22 protein-coding genes and 1 pseudogene are annotated in these 26,757 nt (G+C 65.7%); 16 read left to right on the forward strand and 7 right to left on the reverse strand.

The window, feature by feature from the left end; genetic code table 11:
* The first annotated feature begins 309 nt into the window (after nt 1–309).
* From STE01S_RS07160 to STE01S_RS07220, 13 genes are all read left to right on the forward strand, one after another.
* Nucleotides 310–741, forward strand: a complete 432-nt coding sequence (locus STE01S_RS07160) for a hypothetical protein (protein WP_062766383.1) — start codon at nt 310–312, stop codon at nt 739–741.
* Between the two features lie 150 nt (nt 742–891).
* Complete coding sequence (locus tag STE01S_RS07165; RefSeq protein WP_062766386.1) at nt 892–3,081, forward strand: M3 family metallopeptidase; 2,190 nt, start codon at nt 892–894, stop codon at nt 3,079–3,081.
* Nucleotides 3,082–3,266: 185 nt separating this feature from the next.
* Nucleotides 3,267–4,172 (forward strand): SPFH domain-containing protein, encoded by a 906-nt coding sequence (locus STE01S_RS07170; protein WP_058812318.1) that lies wholly within the window; start codon nt 3,267–3,269, stop codon nt 4,170–4,172.
* An 11-nt stretch (nt 4,173–4,183) separates the two neighbouring features.
* Nucleotides 4,184–4,417, forward strand: a complete 234-nt coding sequence (locus tag STE01S_RS07175; RefSeq protein ID WP_058812317.1) for a type II toxin-antitoxin system antitoxin — start codon at nt 4,184–4,186, stop codon at nt 4,415–4,417.
* Entirely contained in the window at nt 4,407–5,381 is a 975-nt protein-coding gene (locus STE01S_RS07180; protein WP_062766389.1) for an alpha/beta hydrolase, read from the forward strand. The genes STE01S_RS07175 and STE01S_RS07180 overlap by 11 nt, the downstream gene beginning before the upstream one ends.
* A gap of 13 nt (nt 5,382–5,394) precedes the next feature.
* On the forward strand, nt 5,395–5,685 hold the full coding sequence (locus tag STE01S_RS07185) for a hypothetical protein (RefSeq protein WP_062766392.1): 291 nt from the start codon (nt 5,395–5,397) through the stop codon (nt 5,683–5,685).
* Between the two features lie 97 nt (nt 5,686–5,782).
* A complete protein-coding gene (gene rpe, locus STE01S_RS07190) occupies nt 5,783–6,451 on the forward strand; it encodes a ribulose-phosphate 3-epimerase (protein ID WP_058812314.1) in 669 nt (222 codons plus the stop codon).
* Nucleotides 6,452–6,493: 42 nt separating this feature from the next.
* Complete coding sequence (locus STE01S_RS07195) at nt 6,494–8,233, forward strand: heparinase II/III family protein (protein WP_120694157.1); 1,740 nt, start codon at nt 6,494–6,496, stop codon at nt 8,231–8,233.
* 203 nt (nt 8,234–8,436) lie between these two features.
* On the forward strand, nt 8,437–11,223 hold the full coding sequence (locus STE01S_RS07200) for a TonB-dependent receptor (protein ID WP_062766398.1): 2,787 nt from the start codon (nt 8,437–8,439) through the stop codon (nt 11,221–11,223).
* 13 nt (nt 11,224–11,236) lie between these two features.
* Complete coding sequence (locus tag STE01S_RS07205; protein ID WP_120694158.1) at nt 11,237–12,670, forward strand: purple acid phosphatase family protein; 1,434 nt, start codon at nt 11,237–11,239, stop codon at nt 12,668–12,670.
* 35 nt (nt 12,671–12,705) lie between these two features.
* The gene (locus STE01S_RS07210) at nt 12,706–13,737 is read left to right on the forward strand and encodes a phytase (protein WP_062766401.1); all 1,032 of its coding nucleotides are present in this window, start codon (nt 12,706–12,708) and stop codon (nt 13,735–13,737) included.
* A 105-nt stretch (nt 13,738–13,842) separates the two neighbouring features.
* Nucleotides 13,843–15,435, forward strand: coding sequence for a bifunctional phosphoribosylaminoimidazolecarboxamide formyltransferase/IMP cyclohydrolase (gene purH, locus STE01S_RS07215; protein ID WP_062766404.1), 1,593 nt, complete (start codon nt 13,843–13,845; stop codon nt 15,433–15,435).
* Between the two features lie 164 nt (nt 15,436–15,599).
* Nucleotides 15,600–16,250, forward strand: a complete 651-nt coding sequence (locus STE01S_RS07220) for a YqaA family protein (RefSeq protein ID WP_040589665.1) — start codon at nt 15,600–15,602, stop codon at nt 16,248–16,250.
* A gap of 130 nt (nt 16,251–16,380) precedes the next feature.
* Here the strand turns inward: STE01S_RS07220 and STE01S_RS07225 are convergent, their stop codons facing one another.
* The 6 genes from STE01S_RS07225 to STE01S_RS07250 form a co-directional block, all read right to left on the reverse strand.
* Nucleotides 16,381–16,926: a VOC family protein gene (locus tag STE01S_RS07225; protein WP_003041734.1), complete on the reverse strand. Its 546-nt coding sequence runs from the start codon at nt 16,924–16,926 to the stop codon at nt 16,381–16,383.
* On the reverse strand, nt 16,923–18,011 hold the full coding sequence (gene hppD, locus STE01S_RS07230; RefSeq protein ID WP_003041731.1) for a 4-hydroxyphenylpyruvate dioxygenase: 1,089 nt from the start codon (nt 18,009–18,011) through the stop codon (nt 16,923–16,925). Before hppD ends, STE01S_RS07225 begins: the two co-directional genes overlap by 4 nt.
* Before the next feature lie 123 nt (nt 18,012–18,134).
* On the reverse strand, nt 18,135–20,018 hold the full coding sequence (locus STE01S_RS07235; protein ID WP_062766406.1) for an ABC-F family ATP-binding cassette domain-containing protein: 1,884 nt from the start codon (nt 20,016–20,018) through the stop codon (nt 18,135–18,137).
* A gap of 48 nt (nt 20,019–20,066) precedes the next feature.
* Entirely contained in the window at nt 20,067–21,617 is a 1,551-nt protein-coding gene (locus tag STE01S_RS07240; RefSeq protein ID WP_003041726.1) for a DHA2 family efflux MFS transporter permease subunit, read from the reverse strand.
* 8 nt (nt 21,618–21,625) lie between these two features.
* Complete coding sequence (locus STE01S_RS07245) at nt 21,626–22,768, reverse strand: HlyD family secretion protein (RefSeq protein WP_058812306.1); 1,143 nt, start codon at nt 22,766–22,768, stop codon at nt 21,626–21,628.
* Entirely contained in the window at nt 22,765–24,195 is a 1,431-nt protein-coding gene (locus STE01S_RS07250; protein WP_062766409.1) for an efflux transporter outer membrane subunit, read from the reverse strand. Before STE01S_RS07250 ends, STE01S_RS07245 begins: the two co-directional genes overlap by 4 nt.
* Before the next feature lie 89 nt (nt 24,196–24,284).
* On the opposite strand from STE01S_RS07250, the gene STE01S_RS07255 reads away from it, so the two are divergent.
* Nucleotides 24,285–24,899 (forward strand): TetR/AcrR family transcriptional regulator, encoded by a 615-nt coding sequence (locus STE01S_RS07255; RefSeq protein ID WP_003041719.1) that lies wholly within the window; start codon nt 24,285–24,287, stop codon nt 24,897–24,899.
* A gap of 79 nt (nt 24,900–24,978) precedes the next feature.
* A complete protein-coding gene (locus tag STE01S_RS07260) occupies nt 24,979–25,161 on the forward strand; it encodes a hypothetical protein (RefSeq protein WP_003041716.1) in 183 nt (60 codons plus the stop codon).
* Between the two features lie 16 nt (nt 25,162–25,177).
* Here the strand turns inward: STE01S_RS07260 and STE01S_RS07265 are convergent, their stop codons facing one another.
* Complete coding sequence (locus STE01S_RS07265) at nt 25,178–25,882, reverse strand: helix-turn-helix domain-containing protein (protein ID WP_062766412.1); 705 nt, start codon at nt 25,880–25,882, stop codon at nt 25,178–25,180.
* 640 nt (nt 25,883–26,522) lie between these two features.
* Here STE01S_RS07265 and STE01S_RS07270 point away from each other — a divergent pair.
* Nucleotides 26,523–26,757: pseudogene (locus STE01S_RS07270) on the forward strand (hypothetical protein); the annotation flags it as partial.

Here is a 26,757-nt window from a genome sequence, read left to right on the forward strand (position 1 = left end):
GAAATGGCGCGACGTGGCGGCCCCTCCACCACCCCCTTCGGGCGCGGTCCCCCTCCCCATCGCTGCGCTACAGGGAGGATATTCTAATTCATCCGACGTTACGTGCTCCCCGGCGAAAGCCGGGGTCCAGAGCGTCGAACGCTGATGTCGGTGCTGTAAAGTCCTGGACCCCGGCCTTCGCCGGGGAACACGAAGCGGTTAGCGGCCAAGTATGCTTCCCACCCCAAAGCCGCCGTTCGGCGCCGATCTGGATCGAATGACCCGAATCGACCGATTGCGGACGTTCCAATTCCAAGCCACAGTCGTCTTATGAGCTTTTTGACATTTCGATACCGATATGACGGCACTCCCACCCATGTTCTTGACGATTTCGGTTGGCTGGAGATGCGCGTGGTCACCGAAAGTCGTTCGGGAGTCGGCGGTTTTTGGGTCCAGTGGCAAGATGTAAAGGAGTTTGGCGAAAAGCTCTCGGCGTATCCAATTGACCCGAACGCTCCTCTTGCCGAGCAATGGGGTTACAGCGAAAACGGCGAGTATGAGAAGATTCTAGGAGTTGAAATTGCCCCGGCCAATGCACGCGGAGGCCTGAAAGTCCGTGTTGAAATAGCAGATCAGGATGACCCGACCGACTGCGTCAAAACTTCATTCCAAACGAATTATCCGGACTTGGCGGCATTCCAGCTTGAGATAGCGCAACTGATGGCTGGCGAGATCGAAGAGGCGCGCCTCAGCGGGAGGTGATGTCCGTTTCCCAGGCCCATCCGGACACTCCCGCAACGATCGAATCGCCCGCCGGGCTTGACCTCGTCGGCTTGCGCGCTGCCGCCTTATCGGGTTAAGGCACCTCCCGACATGGTTTCGTCCGAAACCAAAGCTCCCGGGAGATCACAGATGTCGCGTATCGCGCCCCGCCCTGTCCGTCATTTGTCGGTGCTGCTTGCATCGACCGCGCTGATGATGGGTTATAGCCAGATGAGCATTGCCGCCGAACCCGCCGCCAAGGCGCCCACCTCCGCCCCGGCCGACGCGAACCCGCTGCTCGCCCCGTGGACCGGCCCCTATGAAGGGGTGCCGCCTTGGGACAAGCTGGACCCCGACCTGTTCCCCGACGCCTTTGAAAAGGGGATGGCCGAGGTGAAGGCCGATGTGCAGGCGGTGATCGACAATCCCGCCGCGCCGACTTTCGAGAACACGCATGTTCCGATGCAGCTTGCCGGCGAGACGATGGACCGCGTCTTCGCGATGTGGGGCGTGCAGACGTCGAACAAGTCGAACGACCGCGTCGAGGATATCGACGCCGAATGGAGCCCGAAGCTCACCAAATTCTATACCGAGCTGTTCCTCGATCCCAAACTCTTCGCACGCTACAAGGCGGTCTATGACACGCGGCTGACCAGCGGGCTCAACGCCCAGCAGATTCGCATTGTCGAGCGCAGCTATGACGAGATGGTCCGCGACGGCGCCAATCTGTCGCCCGCCGACAAGGCGAAGCTGGTCGATATGAATGCCAAGCTGGAAGGGCTGTTCTCGACCTTCTCGTCGAAGCTGCTCGGCGACGAAAAACTGTACACCTTCGTCACCGACAAGGCCGAACTCGACGGGCTGCCCGCTGGCTTCGTGGCTTCGCTGGCCGCCGCAGCCGAAGCGCAGGGCAAGCCCGGCCAATGGGCGATCAAGAACACCCGCTCGTCGGCGCAGCCGGTACTCCAGAATGCGACCAACCGCGCGCTTCGCGAGAGGGTGTGGCGCGCCTTCGTCAATCGCGGCGACAATGGTGATGCCAACGACACCAATGCGACGATCGCCGAAATTCTGAAGCTGCGTCAGGCACGCGCCGAACTGCTCGGCTTTCCGACCCACGCCGACTATCGCATGGCCGACACGATGGCCAAGACGCCCGCGAACGCGATGGCGCTGATGATGAAGGTGTGGCCCGCCGCGGTCGCCCGCGTGCATGAAGAGGTCGCCGACATGCAGGCGATCGCCGACGCCGAGGCAAAGGCGGGCAAGGGGCCGAAGATCACCATCGAACCGTGGGATTATCGTTTCTATGCGGAGAAGGTCCGCAAGGCGAAATACGACCTCGATGAAAGCGAGGTGAAGCCGTACCTCCAGCTCGACAAGCTGCGCGACGCGATGTTCTGGTCGGCGGGGCGGCTCTATGATCTGGGCTTCCGCGAAAACACCGGCACGATCCCGGTCTTCGATCCCAAGGTGAAGACGTTCGAGGTCTATAACCTCAAGACCGGCAAGAATGTCGGAGTCCTCTACCTCGACAATTTTGCGCGCGACGGCAAGCGTTCGGGCGCTTGGATGACCACCTATCGCAGCGAACAGGGCCTCGGCGGCGAACGCAATGTCCTCGCGTCAAACAACAATAATTTCACCGAAGGCGCGAACGGCGAACCGACGCTGGTCAGCCTCGACGATGCGACGACGCTGTTCCACGAGTTCGGGCACGGCATCCATTATCTGTTGCAGCACGTCTATTATCCGGCGCTTGCCGGGGTACCGCGCGACTTCGTCGAATATCCGAGCCAGGTGAACGAAAACTGGCTGATGACGCCCGAAGTGCTGTCGAAATTCGCCACGCACTACAAGACGGGCGAGCCGATGCCGCAGGCGCTGGTCGACAAGATCATCGCGTCGAGCAAGTTCAACCAGGGGTTCGAGACGGTAGAATATCTGGCGAGCGCGATCGTCGACATGAAGCTGCACGACCGCAAGGTGCCGGTGACCGATATCGACAAGTTCGAGCGCGACACGCTGGCGGAAATCGGCATGCCCAAGGAAATCGTCATGCGGCACCGTTTGCCGCAGTTCGGCCATCTGTTCAGTTCCGACGCTTATTCGGCGGGCTATTACAGCTATCTCTGGTCGGAAACGATGGACGCCGACACCTGGGCGGCCTTCATGGAAGCGGGCGGGCCGTGGGATCGCGGCGTCGCCGACAAGTTCCGGACCATCCTGCTGATGACGGGCAACGAGACCGACCGCGCCGAAGCCTATCGCGCTTTCCGCGGCCGCGACCCCGACGTGAAGGCACTGCTCGAACGCCGCGGGTTCCCGACCGGCGAATAATCGAACGAAAACCGGGGAGCAAAGGGGGCCGCCGTGCCCCCTTTGTTTGTCCGCTGTCCACGACAGAGACGACCGGAGGCCTGCCACCAGCGCCGATAGACCCGCCCCATCCGATTCCTGTTGACGGCCGCCGAATCCGATATAAATATGATATCATCTTTATATCGGATGATTCGGAGGGTAAGATGGGAGACGGAACTGCGCCGGCACTGAACCGCAGCCGCGAAACGCGGGCTGCGACACAGAGCGGCTATCTGATGCTGCTGGTCTGGCTGGTGCTGTTCGGCATCGCGATCTGGGCGGCGGTAACCAACATCCAGGGCGAGACGGTCGGTTGGAACTGGAAATGGGGCGTTGCTGTCGCGAGCGGCATCGTCGGCACCCTGATCCTGTGCGGCTTTTACCTGATCAACCCCAATGAAGCGGCGGCGATCCAGCTGTTCGGCAGCTACAAGGGCACCGACCGCGAAAGCGGACTGCGCTGGGTGTTGCCGTGGCTGACCCGCAAGAAGATCGCGGTTCGCGCGAACAATGTGATTTCGGACAAGATCAAGGTCAACGACCTGCGAGGCAACCCGATCGAGATGGCGGCGCAGGTCGTCTGGCGCGTTACCGACACCGCGCAGGCGCTGTTCGACGTCGACGATTACAAGGAATTCGTCCTCGCGCAGATCGAGGCGGCGGTGCGCGCGATCGGATCGCGCTATCCCTATGACGATCACACGCATGACGAGATCACGCTGCGCGGCAACCATGACGAGGTGGGGGTCGAACTGCGGAAGGCGTTGATCGAGCGGCTCGACGTTGCGGGAATCACCGTCGACGAATGCGGGCTGACGCACCTTGCCTACGCTCCCGAGATTGCCGGCGCGATGCTGCGCCGCCAGCAGGCCGAAGCGGTGGTTGCCGCCCGCGCCAAGCTGGTCGAAGGCGCGGTATCGATGGTCGAGATGGCGTTGCAGCAATTGTCCGAAAAGCAGGTCGTCGACCTCGACGACGAACGCCGCGCCGCGATGGTATCGAACCTGATGGTCGTCCTGTGCGGTGAGCGCGACACGCAGCCGGTCGTCAACGCCGGGTCGCTCTACTGAGCCCAATAACGATGTCGACAGCCGCCAGGAAAGCCTTTGCCCTCCGCGTCGATCCCGCCCTTTATGCGGCGATCGAGCGGTTGGCGGCGGCCGAATTGCGTAGCGCCAATGCCGAGATCGAAATGCTGCTGCGCGAAGCGCTCGCCCGCCGCGGCGTTGCCGTGAAGGCGAGCGAAAAGCCCCGCCGCGGTCGCCCGCCGGCGGCAGCCGATACGCGCGCGACGGAGTCCCCTGATGAAAAATAGGATCGCCGCTGCGGCGCTCTCAGCTGCCCTGCTGCTCACCGCCGCGCCTGCCGGGGCAAGCCCGGTCGCCAGCGAAATCAGCGCGCCGGGCCCCGACGGCCCGCTCGCCGGCACATTGCTGAGCACCGAGAAGGCGGACGCCCCCGTCGTCTTGATCGTCCCCGGATCGGGGCCGACCGACCGCGACGGCAACAGCCCGCTCGGCATCACATCGGCAAGCTACCGCCTGCTCGCCGAGGCGCTGGCGCAAAAGGGCATCTCCGCGGCGCGCATCGACAAGCGCGGCCTGTTCGGCAGCAAGGGGGCGATCGCCGATGCGAACAAGGTAACGATCGCCGCCTATGCTGCCGATGTCGGCGCCTGGGCGCGCAGCCTGACCGACCGCACCGGCCAGCGCTGCATCTGGGTGGCCGGACACAGCGAAGGGGGGCTGGTCGCGATCGCGGCCGAAGCCGATCCGCATGTCTGCGGCCTGATCCTCATATCGGCGATGGGACGCCCCTTCGACGTGGTGCTGCGCGAACAGCTTGCCGCCAATCCGGCCAACGCGCCGATCCTGCCCGACGCCGACGGCGCGCTCGACCGACTGGCGAAGGGCGAGCATGTCGACGTGAGCGCAATGCACCCGGCGCTCGCCCGCGGCCTCTTCAATCCGGCGGTGCAGGACTATCTCATCGACCTGATCGGGCACGATCCCGCCGCGATGCTGGCCGCCACCACCAAGCCGGTGCTGATCGTCGCGGGTACCGCCGACTTGCAAATTCCGCTCGCCGATGCCGAAAAGCTGAAGGCCGCGCGCCCCGACGCGACGCTGGCGGTGATCAAGGGGATGACCCATGTGCTGAAGCAGGCGAGCGCCCGCGACCGTGCCGCCAATATGGCGACCTACACCGATCCCAGTCTGGCGATCGACCGTTCGCTCGTCGCCGACATCGTCCGTTTCGTGCGCGCGAACAGCCACTGAAGGAGGCCCGATCATGCTTCACCTCTTCCTCGACAAGAAGCCCTGGTTCCGCGCCAAGAACCGCGGCTATGGCACCGGCCTGCCGATCGCGTGGCAGGGGTGGGTGTTCATGGCGCTGCACATCGCGCTGATCGCCGGGCTGTCGATGGCGCTGCGCAACCAGCCGGTCGCGATGACCATCGTCGTTGTCCTCGCCGCGCTTGCGCCCATGCCGATCTATCAGGCGCGAACCGAGGGCGGCTGGAAATGGCGTTGGGGCAATCGCGCCGCGGAAAAGCGCGACGACAAGCAGCGGAAAAAATAGCCGCGCTGTCCGCCTCGACCGATTATCGACAGTCTCCGCCGGGCGGCGACGTCCAGCGCCTTGCCCCCATACCGCTTGATGGTTAAGGGCGGTCGTCATGACCGCCGATCCATCCTCCGTCCGCATCGCCCCTTCGATCCTCAGCGCCGACTTCGCGCAACTGGGCGAAGAGGTGCGCCGCATCGAGGCGGCGGGCGCCGACTGGGTCCATATCGACGTGATGGACGGGCATTTCGTGCCCAATCTGACCATCGGCCCGATGGTGGTAAAGGCGCTGCGTCCCCATTCGACCTTGCCCTTCGACGTTCATCTGATGATCTCGCCGGTCGATAATTTCCTCGACGCCTTCGCCGCGGCGGGCGCCGACATCATCACCGTCCACCCCGAAGCCGGCCCGCACATCCACCGCAGCGTCCAGCACATCAAGTCGCTGGGCAAGCAGGCGGGCGTGTCGCTCAATCCCGCGACCCCGGCGAAGATGCTCGACTATCTGATCGACGACATCGACCTCGTCCTCGTGATGAGCGTCAATCCGGGTTTCGGCGGGCAGAGCTTCATTTCGAGCCAGCTTCGCAAAATCGAGGCGGTGCGCAAGATGATCGACAAATCGGGCCGCGACATCCGGCTGGAAGTCGATGGCGGCATCGACGCCGCGACCGCCCCGCTCGCCATCGCAGCCGGTGCCGACGTCCTGGTCGCCGGTACCGCAACCTTCAAGGGCGGCCCTGCGGCCTACGCCGACAATATCAAGCGCCTGCGCGGCTGATCGATGGAAGGGAGACCGTTGACCTCTGCTCCCGTCGATCCGATGCCCGAAACGGGCGACCCCGTCGCGCCGCTGGACGACAGCATCGAACCCGGCAAACGGCTGATCCGCCTGCCCGCCGACAAGGGCCTGTCGCTGGGCGATCGCATCGCCAATCATTTTACTCGCCTGACCTGGCGCACGCCGCTCCACGCGCTGCGGTTGAAGGGGCGTTTCCCGCTCAAGCTGCTGGGCGTGCCAGCCGATCCGGTTCCCGGCGACACGCGCGCCGGCATGGCGATCCGCGCCGGCCATTTCCTCCACCGCGGACTCAAGCTGCCGGTGAAGGAGATTGATTTCGCGGCGCTGTCGGTGGCCCCGGCCTTCGCCGATTATCTGCACAGTTTCGCCTGGCTGCGCGATCTTGCCGCCACCGGGACGCGCGCCGACGGTGCCCCGATCGCCGAAGCGCTCGTCCGCCAATGGCTCGCCGCGCACGGCGAAACGGTGAGCGAACCCGCATGGCGCGCCGACAATGCCGGCTGGCGCATCCTGTTCTGGGCCGCGCACGCGCCGCTTATCCTGTCGTCGAGCGATCTCGTTTATCGCTCCGCCGTACTCAACCATCTCGCGCGCGCGGCGCGCCACCTCGATCGCGTCGCCGACAAGACGCGCCCCGGCACGGGCCAGCTCGTTGCCTGGATCGGCATCGTCGCTGCATCGCTGCTGATGCCGGGCGGCGAGCCGCGCCAGGTGTTCGGCGAAGCGGGGCTGCGCAAGGTTCTCGAGACCAGCTTCTATGCCGACGGCGGCAATATCGCGCGGTCGCCGCAGGCACAGCTCGACGCGATCATGGCGCTGTCGATGCTGGCGCGCATTTACGACATGCGCCGGATGGAGGTGCCGCCCTTCCTGCAGGAAGTGCTCGCGCGCACCGTGCCCGCGCTGCTCGGGCTCGTCCACAGCGACGGCGGCATGGGCAATTGGCAGGGCAGCGGCGCGACGCCGGCAGCGGTGATCGAAGCGGTCGTCGCCGCAAGCGGTGTGCGCACCCGGCCGCTCAAACAGGCGCGCGACTGGGGCTATCAGCGCCTGGTGGCGAACAAGGTGGTCGTGCTGGCCGACGCCGCGCCGCCCCCGATCGCGCGGGTTACCGAAGCGGGCTGCGCCTCGACGCTGGCGTTCGAGCTTTCGGATGGCGACGAACGCATCGTCGTCAATTGCGGCGGTGCAGCGCTGACCGGCGCGACGATTCCCGCCGACCTGGCGCGCGGGCTGCGCACCACCGCCGCCCATTCGACGCTGACCATCGCCGACAGCAATTCGACCGCGATCCTGCCCAACGGGACGCTTGGCCGCGGCGTGACCGAGGTCGAGCTCGACCGGCGCGAAACGCCGCAGGGCAGCCGGGTCGAGATGGGGCACGACGGCTATGTCCGCCGCCACGGGCTGATCCACCGCCGCCTGCTGATCCTGTCGCCCAACGGGCGCGAGTTGCGCGGTGAGGACATGCTGCTCCCCGCCCCGCGCAGCCGCCGCAAGGGTGACAAGGCCTTCACGCTGCGTTTTCACCTCGGCCGCAATATCTCGGCCAGCCTGACCGCCGACAAGCTCGGCGCGCTGCTGCGCATCGCGGGCGGCCCGCTGTGGCAGTTCCGCACCTCCGAAGGCCAGCTCGCGATCGAGGAAAGCCTGTGGGTCGACGGCGACGGCCGGCCGCATCCGACGGAGCAACTCGTCGTAACGGGTGCCGCGCCCGCCGGCGGCGCCAGCATCGGCTGGATCTTCAAACATATCGGCTGACCGCCCGTGGTGTGCGCAGCAGCGCGGCGAAAAAATCTTGGGCCGAATTTTAGACGGATTTTCCAGCGGCTTAGTATAGCCGCACCCCCGCTTGTTTCACTCGTGTGACATCGACGTAACACAGCCGTCATGGGCGATTGTCACAGGCCCCCTCGATCCGCCGGCACAGGGAGCCGGCGGCCATCTGGACAGGGGCTCTTTCCATGACACTGATTCGCAGTTGCCGTTCGCGCATCCTTCTTGGCACCGGCCTTGCCGCAGCCATGCTCGCTCCGGCGAGCGCCTTCGCTTCCGACATCGTCGGCATCGTCACCGACGCCACCGACACGCGCGCGCTGCAGAGCGCCGAGGTTCGCATCGTCGAACTGGGCCGCGTTGCCGAAGCCGGCCGCGACGGCAGCTTCCGTTTCGGCGACGTGCCTGCCGGTACCTACACGCTCGAGGCGCGCTACGTCGGCGCCGAGCCCGTGCGCAGCACGATCGACGTGCCCGCAACCGGCAGCGTCACGGTCAATTTCAGCCTCGGCGGTGCGAACGACATCCTCGTCGTCGGACAGGCCGCGAACCAGGCCAGCGCGCTGTCGCGCCAGAAAGCCGCCGACGGCGTCGAAAGCGTCCTGACGCGCGACGCGATCGGTCAGTTCCCCGACCAGAATGTCGCCGAATCGCTGCGCCGCCTGCCGGGCGTCAACATTCTGAACGACCAGGGCGAAGGCCGCTTCGTCTCGGTGCGCGGGCTCGACCCCGAACTCAACGCGTCGTCGCTCAACGGCGTGCGCCTGCCGGCGCCCGAAAGCGATGTCCGTTCGGTGGCGCTCGACGTCATCTCGTCGGACACGATCGAATCGATCGAGATCAAGAAGTCGCTGACCGCCGACATGGATGCCGACACGATCGGCGCCTCGATCGAGATTCACACGACCAGCGCGTTCGACCGCCAGCGCGACCTCTATTCGGCGCGTATCGAGGGCAGCTACAATGATTATTCGGGCAAGCTGACCCCGAAGGGCAGCCTCGATTTCGCAACGCGGGTCGGCGACAATTTCGGCATCGCGGGCAGCATCAGCTATTACAAGCGCAAGTTCGAAACCGACAATGTCGAAGCCGGTGACTTCTGGAAGGAAGCCAATGGCGTCGCCTTCGCCCCCGAAATCGAATATCGCGACTATGACGTCACCCGCGAGCGGATCAGCGGCGCGCTGTCGTTCGACTGGCGCGCGTCGGACACCACCAAAGCCTATATCCGCGGCAATTTCAGCCAGTTCGACGATCATGAATATCGCCGCCGCACGACGATCATCTTCGACGAGGACCCCGCCTCGGGTGACGCGAACAGCGCCTTCTTCACCGATGCCGATGGCCGCATCGAAGTACGCCGCGACCTCAAGGACCGTTTCGAACGGCAGCGCATCCGTACCATCGTCGTCGGCAGCGATACCGACACCGGCGTGTGGAAATTCAACTGGTCGGCAAGCTGGGCCAAGTCGAGCGAGCGCGAGGATTTTTCGATCGACCCGCTGCGCTTCCGCGCCCGCTTCAACGACGATGGCGTCGATGTGAACATGGATTACAGCGATCCGCGCGTGCCGCTCTACAGCGTCACCGCCGGCGCCGCGCTGTTCAACGATCCCACCGAATATGGCTTCAACCGCCTCGAACTCACCGACCTGTCGGACAGCCAGGACGAGGAATATGCGGTCAAGGCCGACCTCGCCCGCACCTTCGCCGGCGACAAGGGCGATTTCACGATCCAGGGCGGCATCAAATCGCGCTGGCGCGACAAGAGCTACAATTTCAACCTGATCTATTATGGCGACTATAACGGCGACTTCACCCTTGCCGACGTGCTGGGACAGCAGACCTATCGCCTCACCGGTATCGGCCCCGTGGCGAGCAAGACCGGACCGGCCGCCTTCTACAATGCCAATCTCGGCAATTTCGAGGTCGACCAGTATGAAACCGACCTTGGGTCGAACAGCAGCGACTATTCGGTCAGCGAGGATATTCTGGCGGGCTATCTGCTCGGCCGCTGGGACAGCGATACGCTGCGCGTGATCGGCGGCGTCCGCGTCGAACGCACCAAGAATGTGCTGAACGGCAACCTCGTCGCCGACGACGGGTCCGACGTGTTCGTCACGCCGGTGTCCTATCGCCGCAACTACACCGACTGGCTGCCCAGCATGACGATCCGCTTCCAGCCGCAGCAGGATCTCGTGCTGCGCCTGGCGGGCTCGCGCAGTATCGTGCGCCCGAAGCTGTCGAAGCTCGCGCCGCGCTTCACGATCAACGAGGATGACGAGGCCGAATTCGGCAATCCCGACCTGCTGCCCTACAAGGCGTGGAATCTCGACGCGGGCGCCGAATATTATTTCGGCCGCAACGCCGCGCTGAGCATCGGGGGCTTTTACAAGTCGATCGACAATTTCATCGTCGACGGCTTCTTCGAAGACAGCGACGCGCCCTATAACGGCGTCTATCGCGGCACCGCCTTCAGCGAGGCGATCATCCCGGTGAACGGCGACAAGGCCGAAGTCGCCGGGCTCGAAGCGAGCTACAGCCAGGTGTTCGACATGCTGCCTGCACCCTTCGACGGGCTGCTGGCACAGGCCAATTACACCTATACCTGGTCGAAGGCGAAGCTGTTCGACGGCCGCAGCATCGCGCTGCCGTCGAATTCGCGCAACACCTTCAACCTCGTGCTCGGCTATGAAAAGGGGCCGATCGACATCCGGCTGGCGGGCACCTACCGCGACAAATATCTCGACGAAATCGGCGGCGATGCGGAAACCGACCGCTATGTCGACAACCACTTCCAGCTCGACCTGTCGGTCAAGTTCAAGGTCACCGACAATGTCCGTCTCTATGGCGAATGGGTGAACATCAACAACGCCAAATATTTCGCCTATCAGAATTATGCGAACAACCAGCGGCTGCTCCAATATGAAGAATATGGCTCGACGTTTAAATTCGGCGTCAAGGCCAATTTCTGAGGAAGGCAAAGCCATGACGACGGGAGCGCGGTGCCGCCGCAATCGCTGGATCCTGCCGATCGCGCTCGCCGCGATCGGCGCCGTCCCCGCCGTGGCGGGGGCGTCCGCCGGCGGCGGCACCCTGGCCCGTTCCCCCGGCTTGCCCTATGCGCCGCGCAACCTGCCCGACCGAATCGTTCTCACGCCCGGCTCTGATCCGGCGCGCGAGATGGCGGTCGCCTATCGCACCGACACCGCACAGGCCGAGTCCCAGGCCCAGATCGCGGTGTCGGTCGACGGGCCGACGCTCGAGGAAAAGGCCCGGCTCGTGACCGGCACCGCGGTGCGGGTCGACAGCAGCTACGGGCCGGCACTCTATCACCAGCTGCGCTTTACCGGGCTGACGCCCGACACCGTCTATGCCTACCGCGTGAAGGGCGCGGCGGGATGGAGCGAATGGTATCAGTTCCGCACCGCGGCGGCCGAAGCCAAACCCTTCCGCTTTCTGTATCTGGGCGATGTCCAGAACGGCATCCTGACCTATGCCAGCCGCGTTATCCGGCAGGCGTTCCACGCCAATGGCGACATTCGCCTCGTCCTCCATGCCGGCGATCTCGTCGGCCAACGCGACGACCTCGACCATGACGACGAATGGGGCGAATGGAACCAGGCGGGCGGCTATAATTATGCGATCGTCCCGCAGCTGCCCGCGACGGGCAACCATGAATATGTCGACGCTCTCGCGCCCGACGGCAGCGAAAGCCGCCGGCTCGGCCCCTATTGGCCCGCGCAGTTCGCGTTGCCGTCGAACGGCGCCGATCCGGTCAAGGCGACGACCTATTATGTCGATTATCAGGGCGTGCGCTTCGTCGTCCTCGACGGCACCTCTGCCCTCGACCTCGGCACGATGGCGGCGCAGACGCGCTGGCTCGATGCCGCGCTGGCATCGAGCAAGGTCAACTGGAATGTCGTGCTGTTCCACCAGCCCGTCTTCACCTGTGCCCGGCCCAACGACACCGAGGAAATCAAGGCGGCATGGAAGCCGGTGTTCGACGCGCGCAAGGTCGATCTCGTCCTGCAGGGACACGACCATTGCTACAGCCGCCTGACGTCCGAAGCCGGCCGCGAGGCCAGCGCCAGGGCGCGCGCCGACGGCAGCGTGCAGGGGCCAGTCTATCTTGTCTCGGTCACCGGATCGAAGATGTACGCGCTCAACGACCGCACCCCGTGGCAACCCGACAAGGTCGCCGAGGCGACCGAACTCTATCAGATCGTCGATGTCGAACCGCGGCGGCTTGCCTTCCGGACCTTCACCGCGTCGGGCCGCCTCTATGACGGCTTCACGCTCGAACGCCGCGCCGACGGCGCCAATATCCTGCGCGAGATCGACGAACCGACGATCGCGGCGCGGCGGTGCAGCAGCACCGTCGGTCCCGACGGCGGCGCCTGCGTCGCGCGCGGCAAATGACCGGCCCAAATGATCGGCATGACAGGGGAATTTCGATGATGTCTTTGCGCCCGCGGCAGCTCGCCGCTTCGATCGGCTTTGCCGCCCTGCTCGGCGGATGCGCCGCGCAGCAGGGTCCGGCGATCCACGGCCTGCCGCCGGTCGCCGTCACCGCCGACGGCGAAACCGCCCCCGTCGGCACGGCGAAGGCCGACGCCGCCGACGATCCGGCGATCTGGGTCGATCCGGCCAACCCCGGCCGCGCGCTGATCGTCGCGACCGACAAGAAGGCGGGGCTGCACGTCTATGACCTTGCCGGCCGCGACCTCGCCTTTCTGGAAGGCGGACGCGTCAACAATGTCGATGTCGTCGGCAATATCGTCGTCGCGAGCGACCGTAACGATGGTGTGAACGCGCATCTCGCGGTCTTCGCGCTCGACGGTGCCAAGCCCGCGCTGACCAGCCTCGGCCGCGCCTCGGCGGGCCCCGGCGAAGCCTATGGCCTCTGCCTCAAACGCAGCGCGCCCGGCGAGCCGGTGACGGCAGCCCTGATTATCAAGGACGGCACGGTGCGCGTCGGCACGCTGAAGCTCGCCGAGGGGGCAGAACCCGCCTTTGCCGTGCAATGGGAGCACAAGATTCCGACCCAGTCCGAAGGCTGCGTCTTCGACGGCGACACACTGTATGTCGGTGAGGAAGACGCTGGCATCTGGCGGCTGACGCCGGGCGCGAGCGGCGTCGATGCGAAGCTCGTTGCGCCCGTCGACAACCAGCGGCTGGTCGCCGACGTCGAAGGGCTCGCGACGATCGATCACAAGGGACAGCGCTATCTGATCGCTTCGAGCCAGGGCGACAACGCCTATGCGGTCTTCCGCCTGCCCGGCATGGACTATGTCGGCCGCTTCGCGATTTCGGCGGGACGCTATGGCGCGACCAGCGAGACCGACGGCATCGAAGCGGTCGCGGGCAATTTCGGCGCGGCCTATCCGGGCGGCCTGTTCCTGGCGCAGGACGGCGACAATGCGCCCGCAGCGCAGAATTTCAAGCTGGTGCGCTGGGACCGGATCGCGGCGGCGCTGGGACTGTAATCGGAAAAGTCCCCCCGCGAAAGCGGGGGCGACGACCCTTGCCCAAATGCCCGCACCCGCCTAGGGGGACCGCGTCTTTCCCGTCTTGCAAAGGCCGCCCTTCCCATGACCGATCTCGTTCCCGTCCGCCGCGCGCTCCTTTCCGTCAGCGACAAGGCGGGCCTCGCCGATCTTGCCGCGGCGCTCGTCCGCCACGGCGTCGAGCTGGTTTCGACCGGCGGCACCGCCAAGGCGCTGCGCGATGCGGGGCATGACGTGCTCGACGTCTCCGACCTCACCGGCTTTCCCGAGATGATGGATGGCCGCGTCAAGACGCTGCACCCGACGGTCCACGGCGGCATCCTGGCGGTGCGCGACGATGCCGCGCATGTCGCATCGATGAAGGCGCATGGCATCGGCGGCATCGACCTGGTCGTCGTCAACCTCTACCCCTTCCTCCAGACGGTGATGAGCGGCGCCGACCGCGATACGATCATCGAGAATATCGACATCGGCGGCCCCGCAATGGTGCGCTCGTCGGCGAAGAACCATGCCTTCGTCGGCATCGTCACCGAGCCTGAGGATTATGCCGCGGTGATCGCCGAGATGGACGCCAATGGCGGCGCGACCACGCTCGGCTTGCGCAAGCGGCTCGCCGCAACCGCCTTTGCGCACACCGCGACCTATGACAGCATGATCGCGCAATGGTTCGCCTTCGCCGATCAGGGCAAGCTCTTCCCCGAAACGCTGCCGCTCACGACCAAGCTGTCGGGCGAACTGCGCTATGGCGAAAATCCGCACCAGAAGGCGGCGCTCTACCTCCCCGTCGGCCCGTCGGCGCGCGGCGTCGCGCAGGCCGAGCAGGTGCAGGGCAAGGAGCTTAGCTACAACAATCTCAACGACGCCGACGCGGCGCTCGAACTCGTCGCCGAATTCCGTGAGGCCGATCCGACCTGCGTCATCGTCAAGCACGCCAACCCGTGCGGGGTCGCCACCGCGGCGTCGCTGACCGAAGCCTATGACGCAGCGCTGAAATGCGACGATGTCTCGGCCTTTGGCGGCATCATCGCGGTCAACCGCCCGCTCGACGGCGCGACGGCCGAGGCGATCAGCAGCATCTTCACCGAAGTCGTCTGCGCGCCCGATGCCGACGCCGACGCGCGCGCGGTGTTCGCGAAGAAGAAGAACCTCCGCCTGCTGCTCACCGGCGACCTGCCCGATCCGGCGCGCGGCGGGCTGGTGATGAAGGCGATCGCCGGCGGCTGGCTGGCGCAGACGCGCGACAATGGCCGCATCACGCGCGATGACCTGAAAGTCGTCACCGACCGCGCGCCGACCGACGAGGAACTGGCCGACGCGCTCTTCGCCTGGACCGTCGCCAAGCATGTGAAGTCGAACGCCATCGTCTATGCCAAGGGTGGATCGACCGCCGGCATCGGCGCGGGACAGATGAACCGCCGCGACAGCGCGCGCATCGCCGCGATCAAGGCGCGCGAAGCGGCCGAGAGCCACGGCTGGGCGAGCCCGCGCACCGTCGGCAGCGCGGTCGCCAGCGACGCCTTCTTCCCCTTCGCCGACGGGCTGCTCGCCGCGGTCGAAGCAGGCGCCACCTGCGTCATCCAGCCGGGCGGCTCGATCCGCGACGACGAGGTGATCGCGGCGGCGAACGAAGCCGGCCTGGCGATGGTGTTCACGGGGATGCGGCATTTCCGGCACTAGGCCCTGATTTCCGTTCGTGTCGAGCGAAGTCGAGACACGCTTGGGACGCGCAAGGTTTCGGCGTGTCTCGACTTCGCTCGACACGAACGGCATAGGGGTAGGAAAAGTCGCGAGGGCGGCATTCAACAAGGACCAGCATGACCCCCATCCCGCGTAACAAGTCGATGATCCAGCGCCTCTATGGCTGGACGATGGAGAAATCGGCGCATCCGCACGCCGAATATTGGCTGGCGCTGGTGTCTTTCGTCGAGGCGAGCTTCTTTCCGATCCCGCCGCATCCGATGCTGGGGCTGATGTGCCTCGCCGAACCGAAAAAGGCCGTGCGCTATGCGCTGATCTGCACGCTCGCGTCGGTCGCGGGCGGGATGCTCGGCTATGGGATTGGCTTCTTCTTGTACGAAAGCGTCGGGCTGTGGCTGCTCGGCGTGCTCCATCTGACCGAGAGCTTTCCTGCCGCTGCCTGCTATCTGCGCGACTATGGCGCCGAGATCATCCTGGTGAAGGGGGCGACGCCGATTCCCTTCAAGCTGCTGACGATCACCGCCGGCTTCATCCACATGAACTTCGTCACCTTCCTGTGGGCAAGCCTCGCGAGCCGGGCCTTTTCCTTCATGCTGGTAGGCCTGTTGTTCCGCCTGTTCGGGGCACCGATCAAGGCGTTCATCGACAAATATCTCGCTTGGGTCGCGGGCGGCTTCATCATCCTCGTCGTCGGGGGCTTCATCGCCGCGAGTGCGCTGTCGGGCGGCGGCAGCAAGACCGCCGACAAATGCAGTCATGCGACCTTGGAAAGCATCGGACTGGACCGGAAATAGCCACCGAACCGCAATAAGGACGTGTTCCCCCGCGAAGGCGGGGGTCCATCGCCGGACGATGCTATTTCGAACCGGCAGGAGACGGGCCCCCGCCTTCGCGGGGGCACGCGGTTTATTTGCGCAACGATTGCTACTCGTTCGCGGCCTGATGCAGCCAGTCGGCGTGGCGCGGGGCCTTTTTCGTCCGGCTCCATTCTTCGAGCATCAGCGGCGCAACACGCGCGAGTTCGGCATATTGTTCGTCGGTGCCGATGTCGCACGCCAGTTCAACGCGGTGGCCATTGGGGTCGAAGAAATAGATCGACTTGAAGATACCATGATGCGTCGGGCCAAGCACATCGACGCCATTCGCTTCGAGATGCGCCTTGGCGCCGACCAGCTCGTCATAGCTGCCGACCTTGAAGGCGAGGTGCTGGACCCACTTGGGCGTATTTTCGTCGCGGCCCATGTCGGGCTGGTTCGGCAGCTCGAAAAAGGCGAGGATATTGCCGTTACCCGCGTCGAGGAAGACGTGCATGTACGGGTCATATTCGCCGGTCGACGGCACATGATCCTCGGCAAAGGCGGTCGTATAGGTCATGCCGAGCATGGCCTCATACCATTCGACCGTCTCCTTCGCGTCCTTGCAGCGATAGGCAGCGTGATGGACGCCGCCCAATTTGATCGGACTTGTCATTCGGCGGGCTCCTCGACATTGAGCGCGCCGCGGCGGATCTGGTCGAGTTCCATCGACTTGAACAGCGCGGTGAAATTGCCCTCGCCAAATCCTTCATCCTTCTTGCGCTGGATGAATTCGAAGAAAACGGGGCCGATCACGGTCTGTCCGAAAATCTGGAGCAGCAGGCGGGGGTCGCCCTCGGTCGTCGATCCGTCGAGCAGGATACCGCGCGATTTCAGTTCATCGACCGGCTCGCCATGGCCCGGCAAGCGGTCGGCGAGCATCTCGTAATAGGTTGCGGGCGGCGACGGCGCGAAGGGATTGCCGAGCGCCTTGAGCTTGTCCCACGACGCGTAAAGATCGTCGCAGCTGAAGGCGATATGCTGGATGCCCTCGCCATTATAGGCGCGCAGATATTCCTCGATCTGGCCGCCACCGCCCGCGCCTTCTTCGTTCAGCGGAATGCGGATCTTGCCGTCGGGGGCGGTCATCGCCTTCGAGGTCAGACCGGTATATTCGCCCTTGATGTCGAAATAGCGGATTTCGCGGAAGCCCGCGATGCGTTCGTAAAAAGCCGCCCAATGCGCCATGCGCCCGCCATAGACATTGTGCGTCAGGTGATCGATCACCTTCAGCCCCGCCCCTTCGGGATGGCGGTCGACGCCGTCTTCATAGACGAAGTCGATGTCATAGATGTTCAGCCCGTCGCCATAACGGTCGATCAGATATATGATCGAGCCTCCGATGCCGCGGATCGCGGGCAGCCGCAATTCCATCGGGCCGGTCTTGACCTCCACCGGCTCGGCCCCGCGCGCGATTGCCTCGGCATAGGCTTTCGCCGCGTCGCGGCAACGCCAGCCCATGCCGCACGCCGACGGGCCATGTTCGGCGGCGAAATAGGCGGCGGGCGATTTGGGTTCGTAGTTGGCGATCAGGTTGATGTCGCCCTGCCGCCAAAGCGCCACATCCTTCGAGCGGTGCCGCGCGATGCGCGTGAAACCCATCCGTTCGAACACCGGTTCGAGCATGCCCTTTTCAGGCGCCGAAAATTCGACGAATTCGAAGCCGTCGAGGCCCAGCGGATTGTCGAACAGGTCGGCCATGGTCAGTCCCTTAATGTGGTTTCAATTGAAACTATTATGATGGATCGCGGACCGCGAGTCAATGCCGTGGCGCTTCAGATAGACCGTCGCCTGCGCGGGGGGCGACGCTTCTTGTCTTGGCGACTACGCCGCTTCCTCGATCGCCTCGAGCGCGCTCATCCACGCCGCCTCGACGCGTTCCAGCTCGGATGCGAGCTTGCCGCGGCGCTGCGCGAGATCGCCCATCGTCAGCTTGGCAAGCGCCGGGTCGGCGCTCGCGGGGTCGAACATTGCGCGGTCGATCGCGCTGACCTGCTGCGCGAGCTTGGCCGCGCGCGCCTCATGATCCTTGGCGGTCTTGCGCAATGCCGCCTGGGCCTCGCGCGCCTTCGCCGCTTCCTGCCGCGCCGCCTTTGCATCCTTCGGCTTCGCGGGCGCCGCCTTCGTATCGTCGCCGGAGGGCGACTTGCCGAGGATGAACGCGACATAATCGTCCATGCTGCCGTCGAAATCGCGCGCCGTTCCGTCATCGACCAGGACCAGCCGGTCGGCCGAGAGTTCGAGCATATGGCGGTCGTGGCTGACGATCAGCACCGCGCCCTCGAAGCCGTTAAGCGCCTGCACCAGCGCCTCGCGCGCATCGACGTCGAGGTGGTTGGTCGGCTCGTCGAGGATCAAGAGGTGCGGCGCCTCGCGCGTGATCAGCGCGAGAGCGAGCCGCGCCCGTTCACCGCCCGACAGCTTGCCGACCTCGGTCGTCGCCCTGTTACCCGAAAAGCCGAAGCGCCCCAGTTGCGCGCGCACCGCGCCAGGGGTCTTGCCCGCCATCACGCGCGTCATATGGCCGAGCGGAGTATCGGCGCCGTCGAGTTCCTCGACCTGATATTGGGTGAAGTAGCCGACGCGCATCTTGCCCGCGACCGCCATGCCGCCCTCTTCGGGCTTCAACTGCGCCGCGAGCAGGCGCGCGAGCGTCGTCTTGCCGTTGCCGTTGCGGCCGAGCAGCGCAATGCGGTCGTCGGGATCGATACGCAGGTTCAGGCGGCGCAACACCGGTGCGCCGGGCGTATAGCCGACGCTGGCAAGGTCGAGCGTGATCAGCGGCGGCTTGAGTTCGTCACCGGGGCTCGGGAAATCGAACACCAGGCTCGGATCGTCGGCGATCGCCGCAATCGGCTGCATCCGGGCGAGTTGCTTGGCGCGCGACTGTGCCTGCTTCGCGGTCGAGGCGCGCGCGCTGTTGCGGGCGATATAGTCCTGCAATTTGGCGCGCTGCGCGTCCTGCGCCGCCTTCGCCGCCGCAAGCTGCGCCGCGCGTTCGGCGCGCTGGCGCTCGAACGCGTCATAGCCGCCGGCGTAGAGCGTCACCTTCCCGCCTTCGAGATGCAGAATATGGTCGACCACATTGTTGAGCAGGTCGCGTTCATGGCTGATCACGACAAGCTGCCCCGGATAGGAGCGCAGGAAGCTTTCAAGCCACATCGTCGCTTCGAGGTCGAGGTGGTTCGACGGTTCGTCGAGCAGCAGCAGGTCGGGGTTCGAAAAGAGCAGCGCGGCGAGCGCAACGCGCATTTTCCACCCGCCCGAAAAGCTGTCGAGCGGGCGCCCCTGCATATCCTCGTCGAAGCCGAGCCCGATCAGGATGCGCGCGGCACGCGCCGGCGCGGTATAGGCGTCGATCGCGATCAGCCGCTCGTGAATGTCGGCGAGCCGGTCGGGGTCGGTTTCGATCTCTGATCGTTCGAGCAGGTCGGCGCGTTCGGTATCGGCGGCGAGAACTGTTTCGAACGGCGTCGCGCTGCCGCTCGGCGCTTCCTGCGCGATATAGCCGAGGCGCGTCTTGCGCGGCATTTCAATCCCGCCGTCGTCGGCCTCCAGCTCGCCGATCATCGCCTTCATCAGCGTCGACTTGCCCGCACCGTTGCGGCCGATCAGTCCGGTGCGGCTTTTCGGTGGCAGGCTAGCGCTCGCGCGGTCGAGGATGGTGCGGCCGCCCAGTCGCACGGTCAGATTGTTGATCGTCAGCATGGGCGCGCGCCTAGCACGGCTGTCCGCCGGTGCGAAGCCCGATCGGAGCTAGTGCGAAGCGCCCATCGAGATCGTCTTGGGCCGCGGGATCAGCCACACCGCCGCTGCCGCGATGACGAAGACCGTCCCGGCGGCGAGGAAGATATGCAGCACACCGAGCGTCGAGGCCTGAACATCGACGATCCGGTCAAGCGCGGCGCGCGCCTGTTCGGTCGTCAGCCCGGCATTCTGCATCTTGTCCATCGTCTCGGCCGCGCCGTTGAGCGCGGGCACCAGTTCGGCGCGCGATACGCGGCTTGCGTCGTCCCACGCCGTTGTCGCGATGGCGGTGCCGATCGCGCCGCTCAGGGTGCGCAGGAAGCTCATCAGGCCGGCCGCCGAGGTCTGATCCTTCGCCGGTACCGAACTCAGCGCCAGCGCGGTCAGCCCGACGAAGAAGAAGGGCATGCCCATCCCCTGCAGCAGATGCGGCAACGCGAGGCTCCAATAATCGACGTCGGTATTCCAGCGCGCGCGCAGGATCGACATCAGCGCCATCCACAAGATGCCCGCGCAGACGGTGATCCGCACATCGATCTTGGTCAGCAGCCCCGCCGCCAATGGCGAGAAGAGCACAGCGAAACAGCCGATCCACGCGACGATGAAACCGGTTTCGGTCGCGGTGTAGCCCGCCACCTGCTGCAACCACAGCGGCGTCAGCACGACCTGCGAGAAAAAGGCCCCGAAGCCGAGCGAGATGGCGACGGTCGCGAAACTGAAGCCGCGAAAGCGGAAGACCCGGACATTGACCACCGGATTGGCGTCGGTCAGCTCCCAGATCAGAAAGGCAGCGAAGCTGATCGCGGCGACGATCGCCAGCATGACGATCCATGCCGATCCGAACCAGTCGTGCTCGCGCCCGGTGTCGAGCATGACCTGAAAAGAGCCGACCGACAGGACGAGCAGGATGAGGCCGACGATGTCGATCCGCATCTTCGCCTTCTTCGTCTCGAACGCGCCAAGCATGCTGCCGACGCCGAAGGCGCAGACAGCGACGACGGGCAGGTTGATGAAGAAAATCCAGGGCCAGCTCCAATTGTCGCTGATCAGCCCGCCCAGAATTGGCCCCAGAATCGGCGCCGTCGTTGTCGTCATCGACCAGATCGCGAGCCCGACCCCGGCCTTTTCCTTCGGAAAGATGCGCAGCAGCAATATCTGCGACAGCGGCATCAGCGGCCCGCCCGCGAGGCCCTGCAGGACGCGGAACAGGATCAGCGCGTCGAGCGTGCGCGAAATGCCGCACAGGAAGGAGAAGATGCCGAAACCCACGATCGACACGATGAACCAGCGCACCGTGCCGAACCGCGCGGCGAGCCAGCCGGTGAGCGGGACGCTGATCGCGTCGGCAACGGCGTAGCTGGTGATCACCCAGGTTCCCTGCGTCGGCGATACGGCAAGGCCGCCGGCGATATGGGGGACCGAGACATTGGCGATCGTCGAATCGAGCACGACGACGAAATTGGCGAGCGCGAGCGCGAAGGCCGCGGCGAGCAGCTTGACGCCGCTCAGCGGCTGCGGCCCGGCCGGTGTCGATACGGCGGATGCGGCGGCGCTGGCCATCGTTCAGCTCACTTTCCGCGCGTGTCGATCGTCGCTTCCATCGACAGGCCGACGCGAAGCGGATGCGCCTGCAATTCCTTGGGATCGAGCGCGATACGCACCGGCAGGCGCTGCACCACCTTTACCCAATTGCCCGTCGCATTCTGGGCCGGGATCAGCGAAAAGGCGGCGCCCGTCCCACCCGCGATCCCGATCACCTTGCCGTGATAGACGACATCGCCGCCATAATAGTCGGAGGTGAGCTCGACCGGCTGGCCGATGCGGATCTTGCGGAACTGGCTTTCCTTGTAATTGGCGTCGACATAGGCGGTGGCGATCGGAACGATCACCATGATCGGTGCGCCGGCCGCGATCCGCTGGCCGACCTGAACCTGACGATTGGTGACGATGCCGGCGACGGGCGCGCGGATGATCGTGCGTTCGAGGTCCAGCTGCGCCTTTTCGAGCCGCGCCTGCGCCGCGGCGACATCGGGGGCGGTCTCGATCGTCGTGCCGCGCACCACCGCCTCGGCGGCACCGAGATCGCCGCTCGCCGAACCGCGCGTCGCTTCGGCCGAAGCGATCGCCGCCGCGGCAAGATCGCGCGCCGCGCTGGCCGATGCAAAGGCGGTGCGCGCCGCGGTCAATTCTTCGCCCGACACAGCGCCCGTCCCGGCGAGGCCTTCGCGGCGCGCGAGTTCGGCGCGCGCTTTCGCCACCGCCGCATCGGCGTCGCGAAGCCGCGCGCGGGCCTGCGCAATATCGGCGCCGCGCGCCGAAACGCGCGCCCGCGCCGCATCGGCATTGGCGCTCGCCTGACCGTAGCGCTGGCGCGCCTGCCGCAGCGCGGCTTCGGCATCGGCAAGCGCGATGCGCTGATCGGCATCGTCGAGGATGACGAGAACGTCGCCCTTTTTCACCGCCTGGGTGCCGCTGACGCGCACCTCTTTGACGGGGCCGGAGACGAGCGCGGTAACCGCGGCCGAATCGGCGCCGACATAGGCATTGTCGGTCGACACGCGCCCGGCCTGCGTCAGGAAATACCAGATGCCCCACAGCGCCGCGATCGTCACCACGACGAGCGCAAGGATGCGCAACGCCTTGCGGCGCGTCGCCGGGCGCCCTTCGGCGGCGGCGGGGGTTTCGCTGTCGACCGCGGGAGTATCGGTCATTGCTTGTCTCCTGTTGGCGATGCGGCCGCAAATCCGCCGCCCAGGGCGCGGATCAGGGCAATGTCGAGCGAAAGCCGGCGCGCTTCGAGGTCGGCGACCGCGCGCGCGAGCGCGACCTGGCTATCCTCGGCGGTGAGCTGCGCAAGCTGGTTGGAAAGGCCGGCACGGTAGCGCAGCCCGGCAAGGTTGGCGGCGTCGGCCGCGGCCTTCAGCGCGTCGCGCCGGTCGGCAAGCTGGCGCGCTATGGCGTCACGGCTGGCGACGATGTCGGCGACATCGCGCAGCGCGGCGACGAGCGTGCGGTCGTAATTGGCGACGGCGCCGTCATAATCGGCCCGCGCCCCGCTATACTGGCCCTGCAGCCGCCCGCCCTCGAAGATCGGCAGGCTGATCGCCGCGCCGCCATTGCCATATTCGGACCCGGTCTTGAACAGGTTCGACAGCCCGAGCGACTGGAGCCCGACGAGCGCCGACAGGTTGATGTTCGGATAAAAGGCGGCACGTGCAACGTCGATGCGCTTCGCCGCCGCCTCGGCCCGCAGCCGGGCCGCGACAATGTCGGGTCGCCGGCCGACCAGGTCGATCCCCGCCTGCGGCGGCAGCGCGAGCGACGGCGCCGCAAGCGCCGGACGCGCGATGGTCCGGCCGCGATCGGGACCGGCGCCGAGCAGGGCGGCAAGGCGGTTGCGGGTGAGCGCGATCGCCTCCTCGATCGCGGCGACATCGCCGCGCGCCGAGGCGGCACGGCTTTCGGCCTGCCGCTGCGTCGCCTGATTGTCGAGCCCGGCGGCGGTGCGCTTCGCCGACAGATCAGCACTCGCGCCGCGGATACGGATCGCGTCCTGCGCGACGTCGAGATCGGCATAATAGCCCGCCAGATCGGCGTAAGCGGTGGCAATCCCGGTCGTCAGCATCAGCCGCGCCTGCGCAGCATCGACGCGCGCCGCTTCGGCTTCGGACGTTGCCGCCGCCAGCGCTGCGCGGTTCTTGCCCCACAAGTCGAGATCGAAGCCGAAGGTTGCGGCGATGCTGCCGGTATCCTGAATGCCGTCGGGAACGAAAGCCGGCGGGATTCCCATATTCTTGCTTTGCTGGACGCCGCCGGCGCTGCCCTGAATGCCGACACGCGGGAGCAGCGCCGCCCCCGCCTGCTGCGCCAGCGCCTCCGCGGCGCGCACGCGCGCTGCGGCCACCGCAATGTCGGGCGATCCCGCCAGCCCTTCGTCGATCAGCGCATCGAGCTGCGGGTCGCCGAAGCCCCGCCACCACCCCTCGACCGGCCAGGCGCCCGCCTGATCGGCCAGAGTCGTCTGCGAATCGAGCGCAGCGGCGGCGACCGGCACGGGCTTCTGCCCGAGATCGGGGACGCTCGCACAGCCCGCCAACAGGCCGAAAACCGCGGTATAGAGGAAAAATGAACGGGGCATGGCTTCCAACGATACTAGCTGGTATCATGCGCCATTGGACTTTGGAGGATGGCTTGTCAACGGAAATGATACCAGACAGTACGGTTGTGATGGATGATGCCGCGACCGCGCGCCGCAAGGCGTTCGTCGACGCCGCGCGCGAACTCTTCTTTGCCAATGGCTATGCCGGCACCACCATGTCGTCGATCGCCAGCAAGGTCGGCGGCTCGAAAACCACGCTCTGGACCTATTTTCCGTCGAAGGAGGATCTGTTCGAAGCGGTGGTGGACGATATTGTCGAACGCTATGGCGACGCGCTGGCCATCGACCTGCCGCTCGACGAGCCGGTGCCCGACGTGCTGCGCCGGTTCGGCAATGTGCTGATGACCAAATTGACCGCGACGCCCTTGCTGTCGCTGTTTCGCCTGGTCGTGGGCGAGGCCGAGCGTTTTCCGCACCTGTCGAAGACATTCTATGATCGCGGGCCGCGCCGGGGCAAGGCGCGCGCCGCCGACTGGGTGGCGGCGAAGATGGCGCGCGGCGAGCTGCGCCCCGGCGATCCGATGCGCGCCGTCCAGCATTTTTCGGGCCTCTGCCAATCGGGCCTCTATCAGTTCGCCATCCTCGGCATGACCGACCCCGACGATATCGAGCGGCTGCAGGCCGACGTCGAAGCCGCGGTCGAAACCTTCTATCGCGGCTGGCGCCCCGACGCCGCGGGCTAGATCCGTCATTGTCCCAAAAGGCGACAGTTTCGGGGCCCGTCGCTGCTGGCGTGGGCGGCGATCATGCTAACGAGGCGGCGTGGAACCGATTCGCGACGCCATTTATTACGAGCAACTCGCCCGGGTCGCGCGGCTGAAGGCCGACGCGAGCGACGACCCGTTTCTGGCGCGGCGGCTGCGCGAGGCGGCAATCCGTAACGAGCGGCTGGCGCGCCGGTTGCGCCGCGAGGAAGAGGGCGGAGCGCCCGAAGCGTCCGCCTGAACCGCCCGCGGCGGCGTTACAGTTCGATCATGATCCGCACGCTGGCGGCATCGACACCCGCGGCGAGCGCGATGCGTCGGCGTGCCGCGGCAATTTCCACTTTCAGCATGTCGCTCTCGGCATCCGCCTCCGCACGCGCCGAAGCGCGCAGGCCGACCATCGCCGCGACGCCGGTCAGCTGCTGTTCGGGAACGTCGAGCGCACGCGCCAGCGCGAGCAGGCTCGTGCGGCGCGGCGCGGTGGTACCATTTTCCCACGCCCAGATGCTCGGTTTGCTGAGACCCGCCGCCTGGGCGAGCCCCGCGAGGCTCAGCCCGCGCGCCTGCCGCAGCCGCCGCAGCCGCGCGCCGAGCGTCTCCTCCGCATCGGCATCGGTGTCGCCATCGGCCCGGTCGGCGGGATCGAAATCGGAGGGGAGCGGATTGCGCAGCCGCGCCGCGCTGAGCGCCGCGCGCGGCAACGGCTGGCGGAAGCGACAGCCATAAAGCCGCTCGCTCTGCCATACGACCGAGGCGACGACATCGCCCGCCTCGGGCAATGCGATTGCGATATCCTGCCCCATTGTCAGATCGGCGGCGGTTTCGATCAACACGCCGCTGACCGACAGATTGTGGACGATGACCTCGGTGCCCTGACCCGGCGCCACCGCGCCCTCTACCGCAAGATTGAGACGCAGGCGATCCGCCCGCTGCTGCCCTTCGCCCGCGGGGGGCTCAACCATCGTTCCGTGAATGACCATAGGCGGCTGCTTGTCGCAGCGCAGGGTAAGCGAGGGGTTAATGCCCACGCTCGTCTCATCCGATTCGTGCGGCAACCGGGGCGAGCCGAGCACATGGGCGAAGAGGCCGGCGGACGGTCCCGCGGGGTTTCGGGGCGCGGACGCGCGCCGGGGCAGGCTGGACATGGCGACTTTCTGTTCTTGCACCCCGCAAACCGGGATGGCGACCGACAGAAACGCCCGAAAACCACGCTTTGTTGCCGCGACTCACCGCATGCCCGCCCCGCCACGGCGCAGAAAAGCGCCGATCCGGCGCCAAATATCGGCTGCTTTTCCGTTAAGAAGTTAACCGCCGCTGTTCCATATCAGGACGGCGGCAAAAGCGGCCCGCGGGGCCATTTTTCGGATTAACCCTCGAAACCCCCGCAACTCCGGTAATTTTCAAATCTTCTAATGGCATCGGTGGTGCCAAATCTTGCCAAACTGCCATTTTGGGGGTTCACATCTAACTGAACCGTCGTATTAAATTCCTCTTAACGGAAAGGGGGGGTGAGTCGGGTCGCGACTTCCCCGGGCATCCAGTTGCCCGAGACCGCCAATGAGCCGGTCGGAAACCGTTCTAGGTTTTTTTGAGGGGAGAGCCATGCGTCCGCTGCTTATCGCGCTTGCTGCGTTTGCATTCGCCTCGCCTGCCGTCGCGGGCGAAATCGAAAACGCCCGGTCGATCGATATCGCGGTCAGCGGGTCGATTCGCGAACATTGCGGCATCGGCAGCATCGGCGACATGGACTTCGGCAACCTCGAACGCCGCGGTCTGGGCATCCAGACGCGCGTCGCCTTCGATTGCAACGTCCCCTTTACGATGACGATCAAGGGTG

This window comes from Sphingopyxis terrae subsp. terrae NBRC 15098, assembly GCF_001598815.1.
GTDB classification, from domain to species: domain Bacteria; phylum Pseudomonadota; class Alphaproteobacteria; order Sphingomonadales; family Sphingomonadaceae; genus Sphingopyxis; species Sphingopyxis terrae.

Bases quoted from the DNA above. Each gene is read 5' to 3' on its own strand.
- STE01S_RS07160 (WP_062766383.1), top strand. From the start codon at position 310: ATGAGCTTTTTGACATTTCGATACCGATATGACGGCACTCCCACCCAT.
- STE01S_RS07165 (WP_062766386.1), top strand. From the start codon at position 892: ATGTCGCGTATCGCGCCCCGCCCTGTCCGTCATTTGTCGGTGCTGCTT.
- STE01S_RS07170 (WP_058812318.1), top strand. From the start codon at position 3,267: ATGGGAGACGGAACTGCGCCGGCACTGAACCGCAGCCGCGAAACGCGG.
- STE01S_RS07175 (WP_058812317.1), top strand. From the start codon at position 4,184: ATGTCGACAGCCGCCAGGAAAGCCTTTGCCCTCCGCGTCGATCCCGCC.
- STE01S_RS07180 (WP_062766389.1), top strand. From the start codon at position 4,407: ATGAAAAATAGGATCGCCGCTGCGGCGCTCTCAGCTGCCCTGCTGCTC.
- STE01S_RS07185 (WP_062766392.1), top strand. From the start codon at position 5,395: ATGCTTCACCTCTTCCTCGACAAGAAGCCCTGGTTCCGCGCCAAGAAC.
- rpe (WP_058812314.1), top strand. From the start codon at position 5,783: ATGACCGCCGATCCATCCTCCGTCCGCATCGCCCCTTCGATCCTCAGC.
- STE01S_RS07195 (WP_120694157.1), top strand. From the start codon at position 6,494: ATGCCCGAAACGGGCGACCCCGTCGCGCCGCTGGACGACAGCATCGAA.
- STE01S_RS07200 (WP_062766398.1), top strand. From the start codon at position 8,437: ATGACACTGATTCGCAGTTGCCGTTCGCGCATCCTTCTTGGCACCGGC.
- STE01S_RS07205 (WP_120694158.1), top strand. From the start codon at position 11,237: ATGACGACGGGAGCGCGGTGCCGCCGCAATCGCTGGATCCTGCCGATC.
- STE01S_RS07210 (WP_062766401.1), top strand. From the start codon at position 12,706: ATGATGTCTTTGCGCCCGCGGCAGCTCGCCGCTTCGATCGGCTTTGCC.
- purH (WP_062766404.1), top strand. From the start codon at position 13,843: ATGACCGATCTCGTTCCCGTCCGCCGCGCGCTCCTTTCCGTCAGCGAC.
- STE01S_RS07220 (WP_040589665.1), top strand. From the start codon at position 15,600: ATGATCCAGCGCCTCTATGGCTGGACGATGGAGAAATCGGCGCATCCG.
- STE01S_RS07225 (WP_003041734.1), bottom strand. From the start codon at position 16,926: ATGACAAGTCCGATCAAATTGGGCGGCGTCCATCACGCTGCCTATCGC.
- hppD (WP_003041731.1), bottom strand. From the start codon at position 18,011: ATGGCCGACCTGTTCGACAATCCGCTGGGCCTCGACGGCTTCGAATTC.
- STE01S_RS07235 (WP_062766406.1), bottom strand. From the start codon at position 20,018: ATGCTGACGATCAACAATCTGACCGTGCGACTGGGCGGCCGCACCATC.
- STE01S_RS07240 (WP_003041726.1), bottom strand. From the start codon at position 21,617: ATGGCCAGCGCCGCCGCATCCGCCGTATCGACACCGGCCGGGCCGCAG.
- STE01S_RS07245 (WP_058812306.1), bottom strand. From the start codon at position 22,768: ATGACCGATACTCCCGCGGTCGACAGCGAAACCCCCGCCGCCGCCGAA.
- STE01S_RS07250 (WP_062766409.1), bottom strand. From the start codon at position 24,195: ATGCCCCGTTCATTTTTCCTCTATACCGCGGTTTTCGGCCTGTTGGCG.
- STE01S_RS07255 (WP_003041719.1), top strand. From the start codon at position 24,285: ATGGATGATGCCGCGACCGCGCGCCGCAAGGCGTTCGTCGACGCCGCG.
- STE01S_RS07265 (WP_062766412.1), bottom strand. From the start codon at position 25,882: ATGGTTGAGCCCCCCGCGGGCGAAGGGCAGCAGCGGGCGGATCGCCTG.